The following is a 13,602-nucleotide window of genomic DNA, read 5'->3' as shown; positions in this document are numbered from 1 at the left end:
TGTTGAAATTGGGATGATCAGCTGTCGTCGGGCCGGGTTATCAGATCTCCGCCATCATTCTTGCCGGAGCTGGTGGGATAGGACATCAGCCAGTCTTCGCCGGGAATGGTCGGAAAACCGCGAAAATTCAGCATGTTGTTGAACTTTTTCCGACAGGTGCCCGTGGCTTTGTCACATCCCGCCTCCAGCCGGATCTGATCGCCCGGCTGAATATCTGCCCTGAGCGCTTCCCACAGGTCGATTTTGCGCTTGCCACCTGACAGCTTGTGATCCTTGCGGATGACCCCGACCAGATCCACGCCATCACCGCTTTTCACCACAAGACGTCCGCGATTGAACCAGCCCGCCTCAAAACTGCCCATGCCATCAAAAGAGAACTCGATCTCGTTATGGCTGACCAAAACAGGGCGCTGGATGGAATAGGTTGCGCTGTTCAGGTTTACCCCACAGGCATTATCCCCCAAAATCGCCCCACAGGGTTTCTGAAAGGCACGGCCCTGCGGCAGACCGAGCGCTTCGCTCTGGCCAACAAGCTCTGCGCGAAACCCACCCGCTTCGCGCGAAATCTCACCGATGGAGCCGCGAAACTGCAGGTATTTCTGCGACGGGGTTTGCCAGTTCACCAACCAGGCGTCCACCTTGGCCCCATCAAACCGCCCGGCGCGAATGTCCTTCTCAGAAATGGACGCGTCACTGAGCATGCCAAGCGCTTCGGTGTTGTCCACCGCCAACCCTGTGGTCTGCTCAAGCGCATGCGCCGTCAAACCGGTATCCGCCTTGCACAGCACATTGCCCACCGTCAGATCACGATCATGATCGGTAAACCCATAGGTTTCACCGTCTTTGCGGGTCACCACCCAGCACCGCGCCACCGTGGTCACACCGGTGGCAAAATGACCTTCGAATTGCGAGGAAATCGGCATCAGACCCGCACCTCCACAACCGGCACATTCGGTGCGTCCCCCGCCTGGAAGGACGACACGGATGTATGAATGCGATCCGTGTCAAACCGGACCGGCACATCAAATTCGTACCCGGCGGTGACCTCGGCCCCGCTTTCTGGTGCGGTGACAAAGGTGACAAGCCCGGTATTGGCATCATAGCTGAAATGCACCCCCTCGATCTGCGGATCCCCCTGCAAGCCGAGGGTCACCGTGCCTTCAACGGGTTTCTGGATCGGACGGGCATAGGATTGCGCGCCACTCCAATAGGTCTTGATCAGCTGAAACTCGGTCTGCGATCCATCCCCCCAGCCAAGGATCTGGTCGCTATAGGTGGGATCCGCCGACGGGGCCGAGCTTTTATAATCGGACCAGTCTTTCCAGCGAAACCCGTGCAACTGACCGCGACGGGCTTCGAAAAACGCAATCAGCGTTTCGACATCATCAAGGCTGCGCATTCCGATCCCCGCATCATAGCGGCGGCGCGAATGCTCCCAGGGCGTATTGCGTTCTTCAAACCCGTTGGCCAGCGTCACAACTTCGGTGCGCCGCTCGGGGCCGCCAACAGACCCGAAGCTCAGATTGGCGGGGAAACGTACTTCGTGAAAACTCATCTTCTGCCCTCCTTAACGATGCCGCTGCCCGCGCGAGAGCGCGCGTGACATCTGGGCCGCAACCTGGCTTTGCGATCGGCGGAACCCTTCCACGTCCGGCGTGGAGATATTCATGGTGATATTGATCGGCTGACCGCCCCCTTGGGCGCGCACACCCAGGCTGCCATCAGCGCCGCGGGTCAGTGGCATGATCGCTTCGGGGCCTGCCTCGCCCATCAACCCGGTGCCACCGCGCATCGGGAAGGTGGTGGCCCCGGACACGACGCCGCCTTTGGCAAAGGGCATCACCTTGCCCTGGGCAAACGCGCCGCCCTTTTCAAAGGCCAGAAACCCGTTCATGACATTGCCGACGCCCTGCGCCAGGATGCCGCCGAAATGGTCGGTCACCGGCTTCATCGCCGTGTTATAAGCGGTCTTCGACATGCTGTCGGCCAGCCCGGTCAGCGCATCCGACAGTTTCATGCCGTCAAACACCAGCCCGTCAAAGGCCTTCTTCAACCCGGAACTGAACCCGGACGACAACTTGTTCACGCTGACATTCAGATCCGAGATGGTCGAATGCACCCCTTTCAGCTCGCCTGAAAACACCGAGGTCAGCGATACCGCCTGCCCCAAGGACGTGCCAAGCGCGTCCACCTGATCTTCGAAGCTGTCCAGCATTTCCAGTCCAGACATCGTCATTCTCCTTTTTCGTCCGGGACGTCATCGGGGAATTGATGCAGCAATTCCTCCAGACGGGCCCGCATCGACGGCGCGCCCTGACCATCCAGCCCCAGCATCACCATCAACTCGTTGGGGGTCAGCGCCCAGAACTGGTCCGGGCGCAACCCAAGCTTGGTGAACCCCAGCCGCATGAGCTGGGGCCAATCGAACGCCGGGGACGTGCTCACGCTGACCCACCCGGGATCTCGGGCATGGCAAAAGCACGGGCCAGCAACTGCCCCGCGGCTTTCGCCGCCGCCACCGGGCCACCGGCAATTTCCGCCGACAACAGGTCAGACGCCTGCCCCTGCCAACCACCACCCCGCAGACCAGCCACAATCAGTGCCAGCACATCGCGCGACGAAAACGCCCCGCCTTCGAACCGCTCGACAAGCGACACGATCGTGTCCTCGCCAAGACCGGCCTCAAGCTCGGCCAACGCGCCAAGGGTCAGTTTCAGCACATGGGGCTGCCCGTCGATGGTCAACGCCACCTCACCCGTCCATGGATTGGTCATGATCAAAGCGCCGTGAAGATCAGCTCACCGGCCGAGGCCATCGACATCTCATAGGTGGCCTCGCCATTATGCGATCCTGCATATTCGATGGCGGTGATCATGAACGCGCCTTCGACAGTGCCGAAATCCGGCACGATCACCTGGAAATTCGGCACCTCATTGTCGAAAAAGATCTGCCGCGCGCGTTCGTCGGTGGACGCGTCGCGAAACACGCCCGAGCCCGAGATGCTGGCCGATTTCACACCGGCCCCACCCAGCAGTTCACGCCAGCCACCCTGGCTTTCCAGGCTGGTCACGTCGACGCTTTCTGCGTTGAAGCTGATCCGCGTGGCGCGCAGCCCCGCGATGGTTTCAAATACACCCGACCCGGTCATGTCGAGCTTGATCAGAAGGTCCTTGCCTTTTTGGGCTACCATTGGGTCACTCCGTTATGAAAAGCGTTAATCGTCCTGAACGCGGGCGTGGAAGGTCAGGTCGATCCTGCGCACATCCGCATCCTGGACACGGCGGGCCTTGGCCCGGTTGAAATTGAGATAGACCAGCTTGCCGCGGGCCAGGATCAGGGTGGAATCCACCAGGCTGTCGGAAATGGCAGCCGCCACCTCTTTCGCCTGTTGAAACCCTGCCGCATCGGTCACAACCGAAACGGTAAATTCATGCAGCGCCCCGTGGCCGGTCATATCCGACTTTTCAACCACATCTTCGGGGCCGATCGAGACATAGGTCCCGGTGATGATCCCCGACGGCACCGCGTCATAAATTGCGGCGCCGACCAGACCATCAAGAGTGGTATCTGCTTGGAGGCGTTGGTAAATCGCCTGTTGAAGGGCGGCGGAAACACCATAACTCATGCGACCACCTCCTCTTTGGCGAAACAGGTCAGGTATTGTGTCCCAAGATCCGCCTCAGCCACAGCCAGGATCCGAAAGATCCGGTTGCCCGCGCGAAAGCGTTGCTCCGGTTTCGGACGCGAGGGGGCGCCATGGGGCGCTGCGCGCACCGTGATGCGAAAGCTGATCGAGGACAGGGTGACATGATCCGCCGCCTTCTCATTGCCGGTGCCGGCTTTGATCTCGGCCCACAGCTCTCCCAGAGCCATCCAGGTTTCGTTGAAACCACCCGCGCCATCGGGCGCGCGTTGCGGTTCCTCGAGGGTCAGTTTGCGATTGAGGACGGGCGGTTTCACGCAGCACCCCCACCGCCAAACAGGCGCACAACGCGGTATTTCTCGACCAGGGCGGTCACGCCGTAAGGCAGGTTGCCCTGGTTCAGGCCAGCCTCGCTGCGGTTTTCGTAATAATAGGCCGCCAGCATCAGCACCGCTTGGGCCAGGTCCGCCGGAATGTCCGACCAATTGGCCCCAAACCCCGCGTCGAACGCAATCTCGACCTCACCCGCCACCGGAATGGCAGGCAGGCAGATGCCGGTGGACACCAGCTTGGGCCGGTGCAGGTCTTTTTCCAGCACATAGCGCGACGGGTTGATCACCTCATCCGCGCCCAGGCGATCGGTGATCGTCAGGCTGGTGATGGCGCTGACCGGGCCGACAGGCAAAGCCTGCGCAGCCAGATCACGCCAGGCGGTCAGCGTCCAGGTAAATGACCGGGTGATCAGGACCTTGCCGGTACGAGCCTCCACTGCAGCCATCGCCGCACGCAAATAACTCTCCAACACCGCATCCTGCACCCCGTCATCGGCAAACCCGGTGCCCAGCCGCAGGTGGTCCTTGAATTGGGCGACCGGCATGGCCGCAACGGGCACAGTGGTCTGCTCGACTAACATCATGGATCATCTCCGAAATTCGGGCCCCTCACGTCGTGTGGAATGGGTAAGGTGGGCACGCACTGTCCGTATTGCTCGGACGGAGGGGGAGCAGCTAGACAACACGGAATTGGCCAGCACGTGCCCAGCCCAAGCGGTAAGATCACCGCTCAGACCTTGGTTCCGGGCGCTTACGACGCCGAGAATTTCAGCAGTTTGATCGCAGCAAAATCGCTGACATCACCGCCCACGCGCTTGGTGGCATAGAACAGCACATGCGGCTTGGCCGAGAACGGGTCGCGCAGGATGCGGGTGTCAGGGCGTTCTGCCACGGTGTAGCCATTGGCAAAGTCACCAAAGGCAATCGACAGGCTGTCGGCCGCAATGTCCGGCATGTCTTCTGCGATCACCACCGGATACCCCATCAGGCGTGCAGGTTCCCCCGCCACCATCGAGTCGGTCCACAGGAAACGGCCATCGGCGTCCTTCAGTTTGCGCACGGCACCCACGGTTTTCGAGTTCATCACGAAGGCTGCGTTGGCGCGGTATTCGGCACCCAGGGCAAAGACCAGATCAATGATCGAATCCGCCGGGTTGGTGGCACCGAAGTCACCTGCGGCCCCCGTGGCCACATAGCCGATATTGCCCCAGGCCCAGCTGTCATTTTCAACAGTGGTGTGGGTCAGAATGCCTTTGGGTTTGTCGACACCATCCCCATTGATAAAGGCGGCGGCTTCGGCCCGGGCGAACTTGTCGGCAATGCGACCGGCCAGCCAGGCTTCGATGTCGAAAGCGCTGTCATCCAGCAGGCGCTGCGACGCTTTCGGCAGGGCCGACAGTTCATGCAGCGGGATGGCAATACGCTCGATGGTCGGAGTGCCGGTTTCAGCCGACGGATCATTTTCCGTGGCCCAGCCCGACCCCAGGTCGCCGCGATCGATCAGCACGTCATACGAGGTGCCCTCGACATTGACCACATTGGCAATGGAACGCAGCGACGCGGCACCGTTCAGCACACCTTTGATGGTATCGGCGGTCACCGGATCGACCAGATACCCCCCGTCGCCGGCAACCGCGGTCGACATGGCCTTGCCTTCCAGCTCCAGACCGCGCAGGCCGTCATCGTCGCCCGAACGCACATAGGCTTCAAAGGCTTTCTGGTGCGGCGCGCCGAAATCGGTTTCAGCGGCCAGGTGCGGACGGGCCGCGTTCAGTTGAGATTTGCGATCCAGCATGGTCAGTCGCTCTTCCTGTTGTTGAAGTTTGGTGGAAATTTCAGATTGAAACTCTTTGATATCGCTCACGAAACCGGCCAGTGCGGTCTTCACCTCGGTGACCGGCGCAGTGGCCGAACCGAGGCCCGAAGGCGCAGTTGTCCGGCCCTGAGCTTTGATCTCTTTTTCGCTCATGGATAGGTCCTTGATGGAAGGTTCAGATCACTGGCGCGGCTCGTCGCCTGCCAGTATTTGGCGCGCCTCCGAAAGGGCGGCGGCCAGTTCACACAGGAGGGTTTCGTCGCCCGGGATCTCTCCCTTGGACCCCACCCGTGCGCTGGGCAACATCGGGAAAGTGACAAGCGACACTTCCCAAAGTTCCAGCTCGCTCAAGAGCCGTTGGCCCTTGTCGTTCTTTGTGGCTTTCACGGTGCGATAGCCGATCGACAGACCATCCATGGCCCCGGCGTCGATCAGGGCGGCGGCCTCGCGGCCTCGCTCCACATCGGTCAGAATGCGGCCTTTGACATAAAGGCCCTTCTTGTCCTCGCGCACCTCATCCCAGACGCCAATCGGCTGGCTCGGGTCGTGCTGCCACAGCATTTTCACGCTGCGCCCCTTGCGGGTCAGATCCGCCAGGCTTTTGGCATAGGCGCCCTGCATGACAACATCATTGCCGTTGTCGACCTCACCAAAGAAGCTTGCATAGCCTTCAATGGCGATACCCTCTTCGGTTTGGACCGTCTGTTCCAGCCGGGCGAACTTGTGCTCAAGCCCCATATAAGTGTGGTAATCACTCATGCTTGGTTCCTCGTTTTATACGGCGTTACTGCGTGTCATCCGACAGTTTCGGCAGGCCCAGCAGGGCGCGTTTCTCGCCATCCGTCAGAAAGCTCGCCTCGGCCACGCGTTTCCATTGCTGGTCGCGCTCGACGGCCAGCGCCGGGACCTGATCCAGGTCGGGTTTCAGCGTCACGGTCTCGCCCGTGTACTCGCTCAGCCAATGGCCGACGCTGGCCGCCACCCGCTGCACCATCGGCACGACGGTGAGGCGATAGAAGGCCCGGTTGGCCTCTTGGTAATTGGCGTAAGTCGCGTCGCCAGGAATGCCGATCAGCATCGGTGGCACCCCAAAGGCCTGGGCAATCTCACGCGCGGCGGCCTCTTTGGTTTTCTGGAACTCCATGTCGGACGGAGAGAAGCCCATGGGTTTCCAATCCAGCCCGCCTTCCAAGAGCATCGGACGCCCCGCATTGCGCGCGCCCACATGGTGGGCCTCCATCTCGCTCAGCAGACGGTCATATTGATCCGCCGACATCTGCGCCTGACCATCCAAACCCTTGTAAACAATGGCCCCGGACGGGCGCGCCGCGTTGTCCAACAGCGCCTTCGACCAGCTTGACGCCGCATTGTGCACGTCAATCGCGGTGGCTGCGGCCTGAAGCGGCGACAGGCCATAATGGTCATCTTGCGGGTGGAAGTTTTTGATGTGGCAGATCGGGCTAACCCCCTGCCCCAGATGAAAGCGGTGCTTTTTCGCGCCAACCACATAGTCATACGCCACCGGCCAGCCATCCGCGCCAGGCACCAGGTTCATCCGGTCCGAGCGCAGCACGTGCAGCTCGAACGGGGCACCCTCTTCCCCCGCCACGGCTTCCAGATAACCGTTGCCGGTCAGGGTCAGCTGCCCAAACAGCGCTTCAAACAGCTCTGCCCGACTTTGTGCCGCATTCGGGCGCGCCAACAGATCCATAATCGGGTGTTCATCATAGCGGCGCTCGGCATCCTGAAGCACTAGCGGCAGTGCCGCCGCCGCCTCGGCAATCAGTTTGACCGAGCGAAACCCAACCGGGTTGGCCGCAAAACCGGTTTTGGTCAGGCTGACCACGTCACGCGGGCTCCAGGCCACACGACCGGACCCGTGATAGGCAATGACCGGCCCCGTGGCCGAGGCCTTGACCTCAGGCACCTGTTCCTCGCCACGCTTCAGAAAGTTAAAAACCATATGCTGGTTCTCCTCGTTTCAAGCCGCCCAAAGGCAAGCCGGGTCCGTTCCGGCACGCACAGTCAGGCGCGCCAGCCGGTCCAAATCTCGTTTTCGTATCTCGTCTTCCGGGTCGGTCAGGGTGCCGGTTCAATCTGCCGCAGCACCCTGCCTTTCGATGTTTTGCACTTTGCCACCCCTGGTTAAAAAAGAGTTTAACCGAGCGTGCGCACCTTGGGTTGGGACCAGTGCGCAACAGGGGCCACCATCAGCTCGTGCAGTGCCCAGACCAGTGCATCAAGGCGATCAGGGCTGCCTTTGCCCTCATAGCCCTGCGGCGTCATCTGGCACATCTGGTCCTCAAGAGCGGGAAACATCCCGGCATGAAACACCTTTCCCTGCTCATAAAGCGCCGCCACGGGTTCGGCCCGCTGCGATTTGCCCCGGCTTGCATGGACCGCCTTATAGGGCACCGCAGGGTCGATCTGGCGCACCACCTGCTCCACCAGTGCACCGCCCTGATTGACCTCGGCCACCAGACGATCCGCCCCGTGGCGCTTCATCGCGTCCAGTGCCGCTTCGGCCCATTCGGTGGGGCTGGCCCCGCTGGCGGTGGCGTCTTCCAACACATAAGCCCGCCAATCCTTTGGATGCCCCTCGGTGACCGCGCCAACCACCACGATGCCGCATTCATCAGACCCTTTGTTGGCGGTCACAGACGGGTCGACCGCCACCACAATGCGCGAGAAATCGGGCAAGGGGCCATCCTGCGCAGGATCGTGACGCTTCTGGTCGATGTCTTTCAACTCCCACATCGCGCCTTCCACGCCTTCCATCAACACGCCATCAAGCTCTTGCCGCCCCAGATGGGTGCCTGCATAACGATGGCGCACCTCTTCGAGGAAGCTTTTCGCCAGATAGGCCCGATTTGCCTCGGTCGGCGCATGGGTGGTGACCGTGGACGGATTGGCGAGGATCTCTTTCAACACCGACACATTGCGCGGGGTTGTGGTGATCACCTGACGCGGATGCTCCCCCAACCGCAGGCCAAATTGCAGCATATCCCAGGTCTCTTCGGCCTTTTTCCACTTGGCCAATTCATCCACCCAGGCCGCATCAAACTGCGGCCCGCGCAGCCCTTCCGGGTCGCTGGCGGAGAAGACCTGCGCCACCGCACCATTGGGCCACACCAACTGACGCCGCGTGGCAATCCATTCCGGGCGGCGATCCGGTGGTGAGCAGGCAATAATGCCGCTTTCACCAAACACCATCACGTCGCGGGTCTGATCAAAGGTTTCCCCAATCAACGCCACCCGGCGTGACCGGCCAGGATCGAGGGGGCCATCCCCCTCGACCTCGGATCGCACCCATTCGGACCCGGCGCGGGTCTTCCCCGCACCGCGCCCACCCATAATGATCCAGCTGCGCCAGTTCCCTTCCGGCGCCACCTGATGCGGCAGCGCCCAGAATTCAAAGATGTAAGGAAGGGCAGCCAGTGCCCTGTCACTCAGGCTGCTCAGAAACGTCTCCTGTTCCTCGGGCGTCGCGCAGGCAAGCCAATCGGCGCCCGATCTCCTCTCGGGCCTGAGCAAGATTGAGGCTGGCACCGCCACCTCCTTGCAGGGCAGTATTACCGGATTGTTCAATTCGTTTCCTTTCATCAAATACTGTTTGCATGGCCTTTCGCAATTCGGCCGATGTCTTTGCCAAACCGCATTCCCCATTGCCATCGCCTGTTTCCGACGCCTGTAATTGGCGCTCCAACTCCTTCACCACACGATGAAACAATCCATCCGCGATCCTCAGGTATTCGGCCGCGTCTGCATCACTTTCCAAAGGCTTATTATTGCTCATCTTTTTGTGTTTGCCTCTCATGCTCTTGTCCGCACGAGCGACATGAAAAAACGGCCCGAGGCAAATGCCTGGGCCGTTGATCCACGTCTTCTAGCGTATGTCAGACCCTATCCGGGACCGTGCGTTCCGTCAAATCGACGGGCCGCAACAGCGCGCGGCACGGAAAGGATCTGTTTACTGGTTCCCCTGCTCAGCCTCGCGTTGCGCTTCGATTTCGCGCCACTTCGCCACGTTGGCATTGTGCTCCTGCAAGGTGGTGGCAAAAGCATGCCCGCCGGTGCCGTCTGCCACAAAGAACAGATACTCGGTGTTTGCCGGGTTTAACGCCGCCTCAATCGCAGCTTTGCCAGGATTGGCAATGGGTGTGGGCGGCAGACCGTCAATCACATAGGTGTTATAGGGCGTTTCGCGGCGCAGTTCAGACTGGCGCAAACCGCGTCCCAAAGCCCCCTGCCCCTTGGTGATCCCATAGATCACGGTCGGGTCGGTTTGCAGGCGCATCGGTTGGTTCAGGCGGTTTACAAAGACGCTGGCGACCTGGCGGCGCTCGTCTGCCACCCCGGTTTCCTTTTCAACAATTGAGGCCATGATCAGTGCCTCCTCGGGCGACGCATAGGGCAAACCCTCGGCCCGCGCGTCCCACGCCTTCGCCAGAATATCCGCCTGCGACGCCATCATGGCCGCGATCAGGTCCGCCCGCGACGCGCCCGGCTTCATCTCATAGCTATCAGGCGCAAGGCTGCCTTCGGGTGGCACCTCGGCGATGTCACCGGTCAGGAAATCCGCTGCTTTCAGGCTGTCCACCACCTGCCAGCTGGTCACCCCTTCGGCCACCGCAATGCGATAGCGCGTGTCGTCTTCGTCGCGCATGGCCTGATAGACCTCTGGCACGACCACATCGGCTTCGCGGGGATCAAACTCCGCCGTGACCTTATATTCCTGCGTGGTCGGATCCAGTTCACGCACCCGCATTTCTGCGGTCAGAACACCAATCCGATACAGGATTTCGGTGCCACAGGTCGACGCCCCGCCCCGGGTGACAATGTCGATGATCTCTTCCATCGACGCGCCCTCGGGCACCAGGAACGACCCGGCCTTCAACTGGTTCGACTTTTCGGAATAGCTCACTCCAATCCGGAAGATCTGAGGGTAAGAGATTGCCCCCATCTCCGACAGGTTGCTTGACACGCGGTTGAAATTCGACCCGCGATCCACCTTCAGGCAGACCGCCTCGGCCAAGGGCCCCGGCTGGGTAAACTCGCGTTTGCCCCAGGCGATCATCCCCACCCCGACAATCAGAATGACGATGAACAGGGTCAGTGCGTTAGACGCAATGTTTCGCCACATCAGTCAGCGACCTTCCCCATGACCAGACACGCATTGGTGCCGCCAAAGCCAAAACTGTTGGACAGCGTCACGTTGATCTCGCGCGGTTCGGCCTTGTTGGCCGCCAGCGACAGGCGCGGCTCAACCGCCGGGTTGTCGAGGTTCAGCGTCGGCGGCGCAATCTGGTCGCGCAGCGCCAGCACACAGAAAATCGCTTCGACCGCACCAGCAGCGCCCAGAAGGTGGCCGATCGACGATTTGGTCGACGACATGGTGGCCTTCTCCGCCGCATCGCCCAACAGGCGCTCTACCGCGCCCAATTCGACCGTGTCCGCCATGGTCGATGTGCCATGGGCGTTGATGTAATCCACCGCCGACGGCTCCAGCCCGGCTTTGGCAAGCGCAGCCGTCATCGCACGGAAGCCCCCGTCACCATCTTCCGACGGGGCTGTGATGTGATAGGCGTCGCCCGACAGGCCATAGCCCAGCACTTCGGCATAGATCTTGGCACCGCGCGCCTTGGCGTGTTCATATTCTTCCAGCACCACAATACCCGCGCCCTCGCCCATGACAAACCCGTCACGGTCATTGTCATAGGGGCGGCTCGCGGCCTTCGGGTCGTCTTCGCGCTTGGTCGACAGGGCCTTACAGGCGTTGAAGCCCGCTATGCCAATCTCGCAGATCGCGGCTTCGGCACCACCGGCCACCATCACATCCGCGTCGCCGGTTTGGATCAGGCGCGTGGCGTCCCCAATGGCGTGGGCACCGGTCGAACAGGCGGTCACAACCGCGTGGTTCGGGCCTTTGAAGCCGTATTTGATCGACACCTGCCCCGAGATCAGGTTGATCAGCGAGCCGGGAATAAAGAAAGGCGACACGCGGCGCGGACCACGTTCCTTGATCAGAACGGCGGTGTCGGCGATTGACGACAGGCCCCCGATGCCCGACCCGATCATCACACCGGTGCGCAGACGGTCTTCTTCGTCTTCCGGGGTCCACCCCGCATCGGCCAGCGCCATGTCCGAGGCCGCGATGCCGTAGAGGATGAAATCATCGACCTTGCGGCGCTCTTTCGGGGCCATCCAGTCGTCGGGATTGAACGTGCCATCCGACCCATCACCAAACGGCACTTCGCAGGCGTATTTGGTGGTCACGTTCGACGCATCGAACTTGGTGATCGGACCGGCGCCCGACTGCCCGTCCAGAATACGTTTCCAGGTTTCTTCCACCCCGCTGGCCAGCGGCGACACCATGCCCAGACCTGTCACTACCACTCGACGCATATTTGCAGCCCTTTCAAAGGTATTTCTTACTCCAGCGTTAAATAACGCGGGCAAGCCATGCGGGGCAAGGCGTTTTCATGATCCGGGCAATTGCCCGCACGTCGCCCCCATCGCATTGAATTGGATTGGTTTGGAGATGTAGGGCATCCCCACAAATGAAAACGGCGCCCCGAAAGGCGCCGTTTCCTATAATTCTGTCAGCCGAGCTTATTGAGCTTCAGAGATGAACTTCACGGCGTCGCCGAAGGTCTGGATGGTCTCGGCAGCGTCGTCCGGGATTTCGATGCCGAACTCTTCTTCGAAGGCCATAACCAGCTCAACGGTGTCCAGGCTGTCTGCGCCCAGGTCGTCGATGAACGAGGCCGATTCCGTGACCTTGTCCTCTTCCACACCCAGGTGCTCAACAACGATTTTCTTCACGCGATCTGCGACGTCGCTCATGATAAATCCTCACATAGTTCAGGGCTTAGGCCCTTTGGGTTGGGCAGATGCCCTTTCTCATTTGGCCCCAGGGGGCCGCTCAGTTTCCCGCGCGTTGTGCCGAGAACCCCGGATGTGCAAAAGCAGCCGGGGCAAAACCTGCGCCGCCTATAACACATCGGGTAAGATAGGCAAATGGTTTCGCGGATCAAGGGGGAGCCACCTCCCCCTTGAGAAATGCTTACAGCATCGCCATGCCACCGTTCACATGCAGGGTGGCCCCGGTGGTGTAACCTGCTTCGTGAGACGCCAGATACAGCACCGCCGCGGCGATTTCCTGCGCATCGCCCATGCGGGCCGCGGGGATTTGCACGTTGATCTTGTCTTTCTGATCATCGGTCAGCTTGTCGGTCATCGCGGTGGCGATGAACCCGGGGGCGACGCAGTTGGCGGTGATGCCACGGCTGGCGACCTCATAAGCGATGGATTTGGTCATGCCGACCATCCCGGCCTTTGACGCGGCATAGTTCACCTGCCCCGGGTTGCCGGTGGCCCCAACAATCGAGCTGATGTTGATGATTCGACCCCAGCGCGATTTCATCATCGGGCGCATCACCCCGCGGCAGAGCCGCATGGTTGAGGTCAGGTTCACATTGATCACGCTGTCCCATTCCTCATCCGACATGCGCATGAATATCTGGTCGCGGGTGATCCCCGCGTTGTTCACCAGGATATCCACCGACCCCATCGCCTCGATCGCCTGTTTCGGCAGCGCATCGACGGCCTCGGCGTCGGACAGGTTGCACGGCAACACATGGGCGCGCTCGCCCAGTTCCGCAGCCAAAGCCTCCAGCGGATCCACCCGCGTGCCGGACAAGGCCACCGTGGCCCCTGCCCCATGCAGCGCCTTGGCAATGGCCCCGCCAATCCCACCGGACGCCCCGGTGATCAGTGCGTTCTTTCCCGTCAGATCAAACATGTATTCT

At 61.0% G+C, this 13,602-nt stretch carries 18 protein-coding genes; all 18 read right to left on the bottom strand.

The window, feature by feature from the left end; genetic code table 11:
• Window positions 1–17 precede the first annotated feature (17 nt).
• Window positions 18–923 carry a DUF2163 domain-containing protein gene (locus ACP15V_RS06755; RefSeq protein ID WP_424942910.1) on the bottom strand — a complete coding sequence of 302 codons (906 nt, stop codon included), beginning with the start codon at window positions 921–923 and terminating at the stop codon, window positions 18–20.
• Complete coding sequence (locus tag ACP15V_RS06750; protein WP_424942909.1) at window positions 923–1,555, bottom strand: phage distal tail protein, Rcc01695 family; 633 nt, start codon at window positions 1,553–1,555, stop codon at window positions 923–925. The genes ACP15V_RS06755 and ACP15V_RS06750 overlap by 1 nt, the downstream gene beginning before the upstream one ends.
• Window positions 1,556–1,567: 12 nt before the next feature.
• Window positions 1,568–2,230, bottom strand: a complete 663-nt coding sequence (locus ACP15V_RS06745) for a phage tail tape measure protein (RefSeq protein WP_424942908.1) — start codon at window positions 2,228–2,230, stop codon at window positions 1,568–1,570.
• 2 nt (window positions 2,231–2,232) lie between these two features.
• Window positions 2,233–2,445, bottom strand: a complete 213-nt coding sequence (locus tag ACP15V_RS06740) for a rcc01693 family protein (RefSeq protein WP_424942907.1) — start codon at window positions 2,443–2,445, stop codon at window positions 2,233–2,235.
• On the bottom strand, window positions 2,442–2,774 hold the full coding sequence (locus tag ACP15V_RS06735; protein ID WP_424942906.1) for a gene transfer agent family protein: 333 nt from the start codon (window positions 2,772–2,774) through the stop codon (window positions 2,442–2,444). The genes ACP15V_RS06740 and ACP15V_RS06735 overlap by 4 nt, the downstream gene beginning before the upstream one ends.
• A 2-nt stretch (window positions 2,775–2,776) precedes the next feature.
• Window positions 2,777–3,190 carry a phage major tail protein, TP901-1 family gene (locus ACP15V_RS06730; protein ID WP_424942905.1) on the bottom strand — a complete coding sequence of 138 codons (414 nt, stop codon included), beginning with the start codon at window positions 3,188–3,190 and terminating at the stop codon, window positions 2,777–2,779.
• Between the two features lie 24 nt (window positions 3,191–3,214).
• Window positions 3,215–3,625 carry a DUF3168 domain-containing protein gene (locus ACP15V_RS06725; protein WP_424942904.1) on the bottom strand — a complete coding sequence of 137 codons (411 nt, stop codon included), beginning with the start codon at window positions 3,623–3,625 and terminating at the stop codon, window positions 3,215–3,217.
• A complete protein-coding gene (locus tag ACP15V_RS06720; protein WP_424942903.1) occupies window positions 3,622–3,960 on the bottom strand; it encodes a head-tail adaptor protein in 339 nt (112 codons plus the stop codon). Before ACP15V_RS06720 ends, ACP15V_RS06725 begins: the two co-directional genes overlap by 4 nt.
• A complete protein-coding gene (locus tag ACP15V_RS06715) occupies window positions 3,957–4,559 on the bottom strand; it encodes a head-tail connector protein (RefSeq protein WP_424942902.1) in 603 nt (200 codons plus the stop codon). The genes ACP15V_RS06720 and ACP15V_RS06715 overlap by 4 nt, the downstream gene beginning before the upstream one ends.
• Window positions 4,560–4,726: 167 nt before the next feature.
• Window positions 4,727–5,944: a phage major capsid protein gene (locus tag ACP15V_RS06710; protein ID WP_424942901.1), complete on the bottom strand. Its 1,218-nt coding sequence runs from the start codon at window positions 5,942–5,944 to the stop codon at window positions 4,727–4,729.
• A gap of 27 nt (window positions 5,945–5,971) precedes the next feature.
• Window positions 5,972–6,550, bottom strand: a complete 579-nt coding sequence (locus ACP15V_RS06705) for an HK97 family phage prohead protease (protein WP_424942900.1) — start codon at window positions 6,548–6,550, stop codon at window positions 5,972–5,974.
• 25 nt (window positions 6,551–6,575) lie between these two features.
• Window positions 6,576–7,754, bottom strand: a complete 1,179-nt coding sequence (locus tag ACP15V_RS06700) for a phage portal protein (protein ID WP_424942899.1) — start codon at window positions 7,752–7,754, stop codon at window positions 6,576–6,578.
• 194 nt (window positions 7,755–7,948) lie between these two features.
• Window positions 7,949–9,340: a DNA-packaging protein gene (locus ACP15V_RS06695; RefSeq protein ID WP_424942898.1), complete on the bottom strand. Its 1,392-nt coding sequence runs from the start codon at window positions 9,338–9,340 to the stop codon at window positions 7,949–7,951.
• On the bottom strand, window positions 9,237–9,587 hold the full coding sequence (locus tag ACP15V_RS06690) for a hypothetical protein (RefSeq protein WP_424942897.1): 351 nt from the start codon (window positions 9,585–9,587) through the stop codon (window positions 9,237–9,239). Before ACP15V_RS06690 ends, ACP15V_RS06695 begins: the two co-directional genes overlap by 104 nt.
• A gap of 174 nt (window positions 9,588–9,761) precedes the next feature.
• The gene (gene mltG / locus ACP15V_RS06685) at window positions 9,762–10,934 is read right to left on the bottom strand and encodes an endolytic transglycosylase MltG (RefSeq protein ID WP_424942896.1); all 1,173 of its coding nucleotides are present in this window, start codon (window positions 10,932–10,934) and stop codon (window positions 9,762–9,764) included.
• A complete protein-coding gene (gene fabF, locus ACP15V_RS06680) occupies window positions 10,934–12,196 on the bottom strand; it encodes a beta-ketoacyl-ACP synthase II (protein WP_424942895.1) in 1,263 nt (420 codons plus the stop codon). Before fabF ends, mltG begins: the two co-directional genes overlap by 1 nt.
• Before the next feature lie 207 nt (window positions 12,197–12,403).
• The gene (locus ACP15V_RS06675) at window positions 12,404–12,637 is read right to left on the bottom strand and encodes an acyl carrier protein (RefSeq protein WP_424942894.1); all 234 of its coding nucleotides are present in this window, start codon (window positions 12,635–12,637) and stop codon (window positions 12,404–12,406) included.
• Between the two features lie 220 nt (window positions 12,638–12,857).
• Window positions 12,858–13,595 (bottom strand): 3-oxoacyl-[acyl-carrier-protein] reductase, encoded by a 738-nt coding sequence (gene fabG / locus ACP15V_RS06670; protein ID WP_424942893.1) that lies wholly within the window; start codon window positions 13,593–13,595, stop codon window positions 12,858–12,860.
• Window positions 13,596–13,602 lie beyond the last annotated feature (7 nt).

The organism is Aliiroseovarius crassostreae (assembly GCF_049803815.1).
Lineage (GTDB): Bacteria > Pseudomonadota > Alphaproteobacteria > Rhodobacterales > Rhodobacteraceae > Aliiroseovarius > Aliiroseovarius crassostreae_A.
Note: the sequence above shows the minus strand (reverse complement) of the source record. Positions and strands in the feature narration are given on the sequence as shown.

Bases quoted from the DNA above. Each gene is read 5' to 3' on its own strand.
- ACP15V_RS06755 (WP_424942910.1), bottom strand. From the start codon at position 923: ATGCCGATTTCCTCGCAATTCGAAGGTCATTTTGCCACCGGTGTGACC.
- ACP15V_RS06750 (WP_424942909.1), bottom strand. From the start codon at position 1,555: ATGAGTTTTCACGAAGTACGTTTCCCCGCCAATCTGAGCTTCGGGTCT.
- ACP15V_RS06745 (WP_424942908.1), bottom strand. From the start codon at position 2,230: ATGTCTGGACTGGAAATGCTGGACAGCTTCGAAGATCAGGTGGACGCG.
- ACP15V_RS06735 (WP_424942906.1), bottom strand. From the start codon at position 2,774: ATGACCAATCCATGGACGGGTGAGGTGGCGTTGACCATCGACGGGCAG.
- ACP15V_RS06730 (WP_424942905.1), bottom strand. From the start codon at position 3,190: ATGGTAGCCCAAAAAGGCAAGGACCTTCTGATCAAGCTCGACATGACC.
- ACP15V_RS06725 (WP_424942904.1), bottom strand. From the start codon at position 3,625: ATGAGTTATGGTGTTTCCGCCGCCCTTCAACAGGCGATTTACCAACGC.
- ACP15V_RS06715 (WP_424942902.1), bottom strand. From the start codon at position 4,559: ATGATGTTAGTCGAGCAGACCACTGTGCCCGTTGCGGCCATGCCGGTC.
- ACP15V_RS06710 (WP_424942901.1), bottom strand. From the start codon at position 5,944: ATGAGCGAAAAAGAGATCAAAGCTCAGGGCCGGACAACTGCGCCTTCG.
- ACP15V_RS06705 (WP_424942900.1), bottom strand. From the start codon at position 6,550: ATGAGTGATTACCACACTTATATGGGGCTTGAGCACAAGTTCGCCCGG.
- ACP15V_RS06700 (WP_424942899.1), bottom strand. From the start codon at position 7,754: ATGGTTTTTAACTTTCTGAAGCGTGGCGAGGAACAGGTGCCTGAGGTC.
- ACP15V_RS06690 (WP_424942897.1), bottom strand. From the start codon at position 9,587: ATGAGCAATAATAAGCCTTTGGAAAGTGATGCAGACGCGGCCGAATAC.
- mltG (WP_424942896.1), bottom strand. From the start codon at position 10,934: ATGTGGCGAAACATTGCGTCTAACGCACTGACCCTGTTCATCGTCATT.
- fabF (WP_424942895.1), bottom strand. From the start codon at position 12,196: ATGCGTCGAGTGGTAGTGACAGGTCTGGGCATGGTGTCGCCGCTGGCC.
- ACP15V_RS06675 (WP_424942894.1), bottom strand. From the start codon at position 12,637: ATGAGCGACGTCGCAGATCGCGTGAAGAAAATCGTTGTTGAGCACCTG.
- fabG (WP_424942893.1), bottom strand. From the start codon at position 13,595: ATGTTTGATCTGACGGGAAAGAACGCACTGATCACCGGGGCGTCCGGT.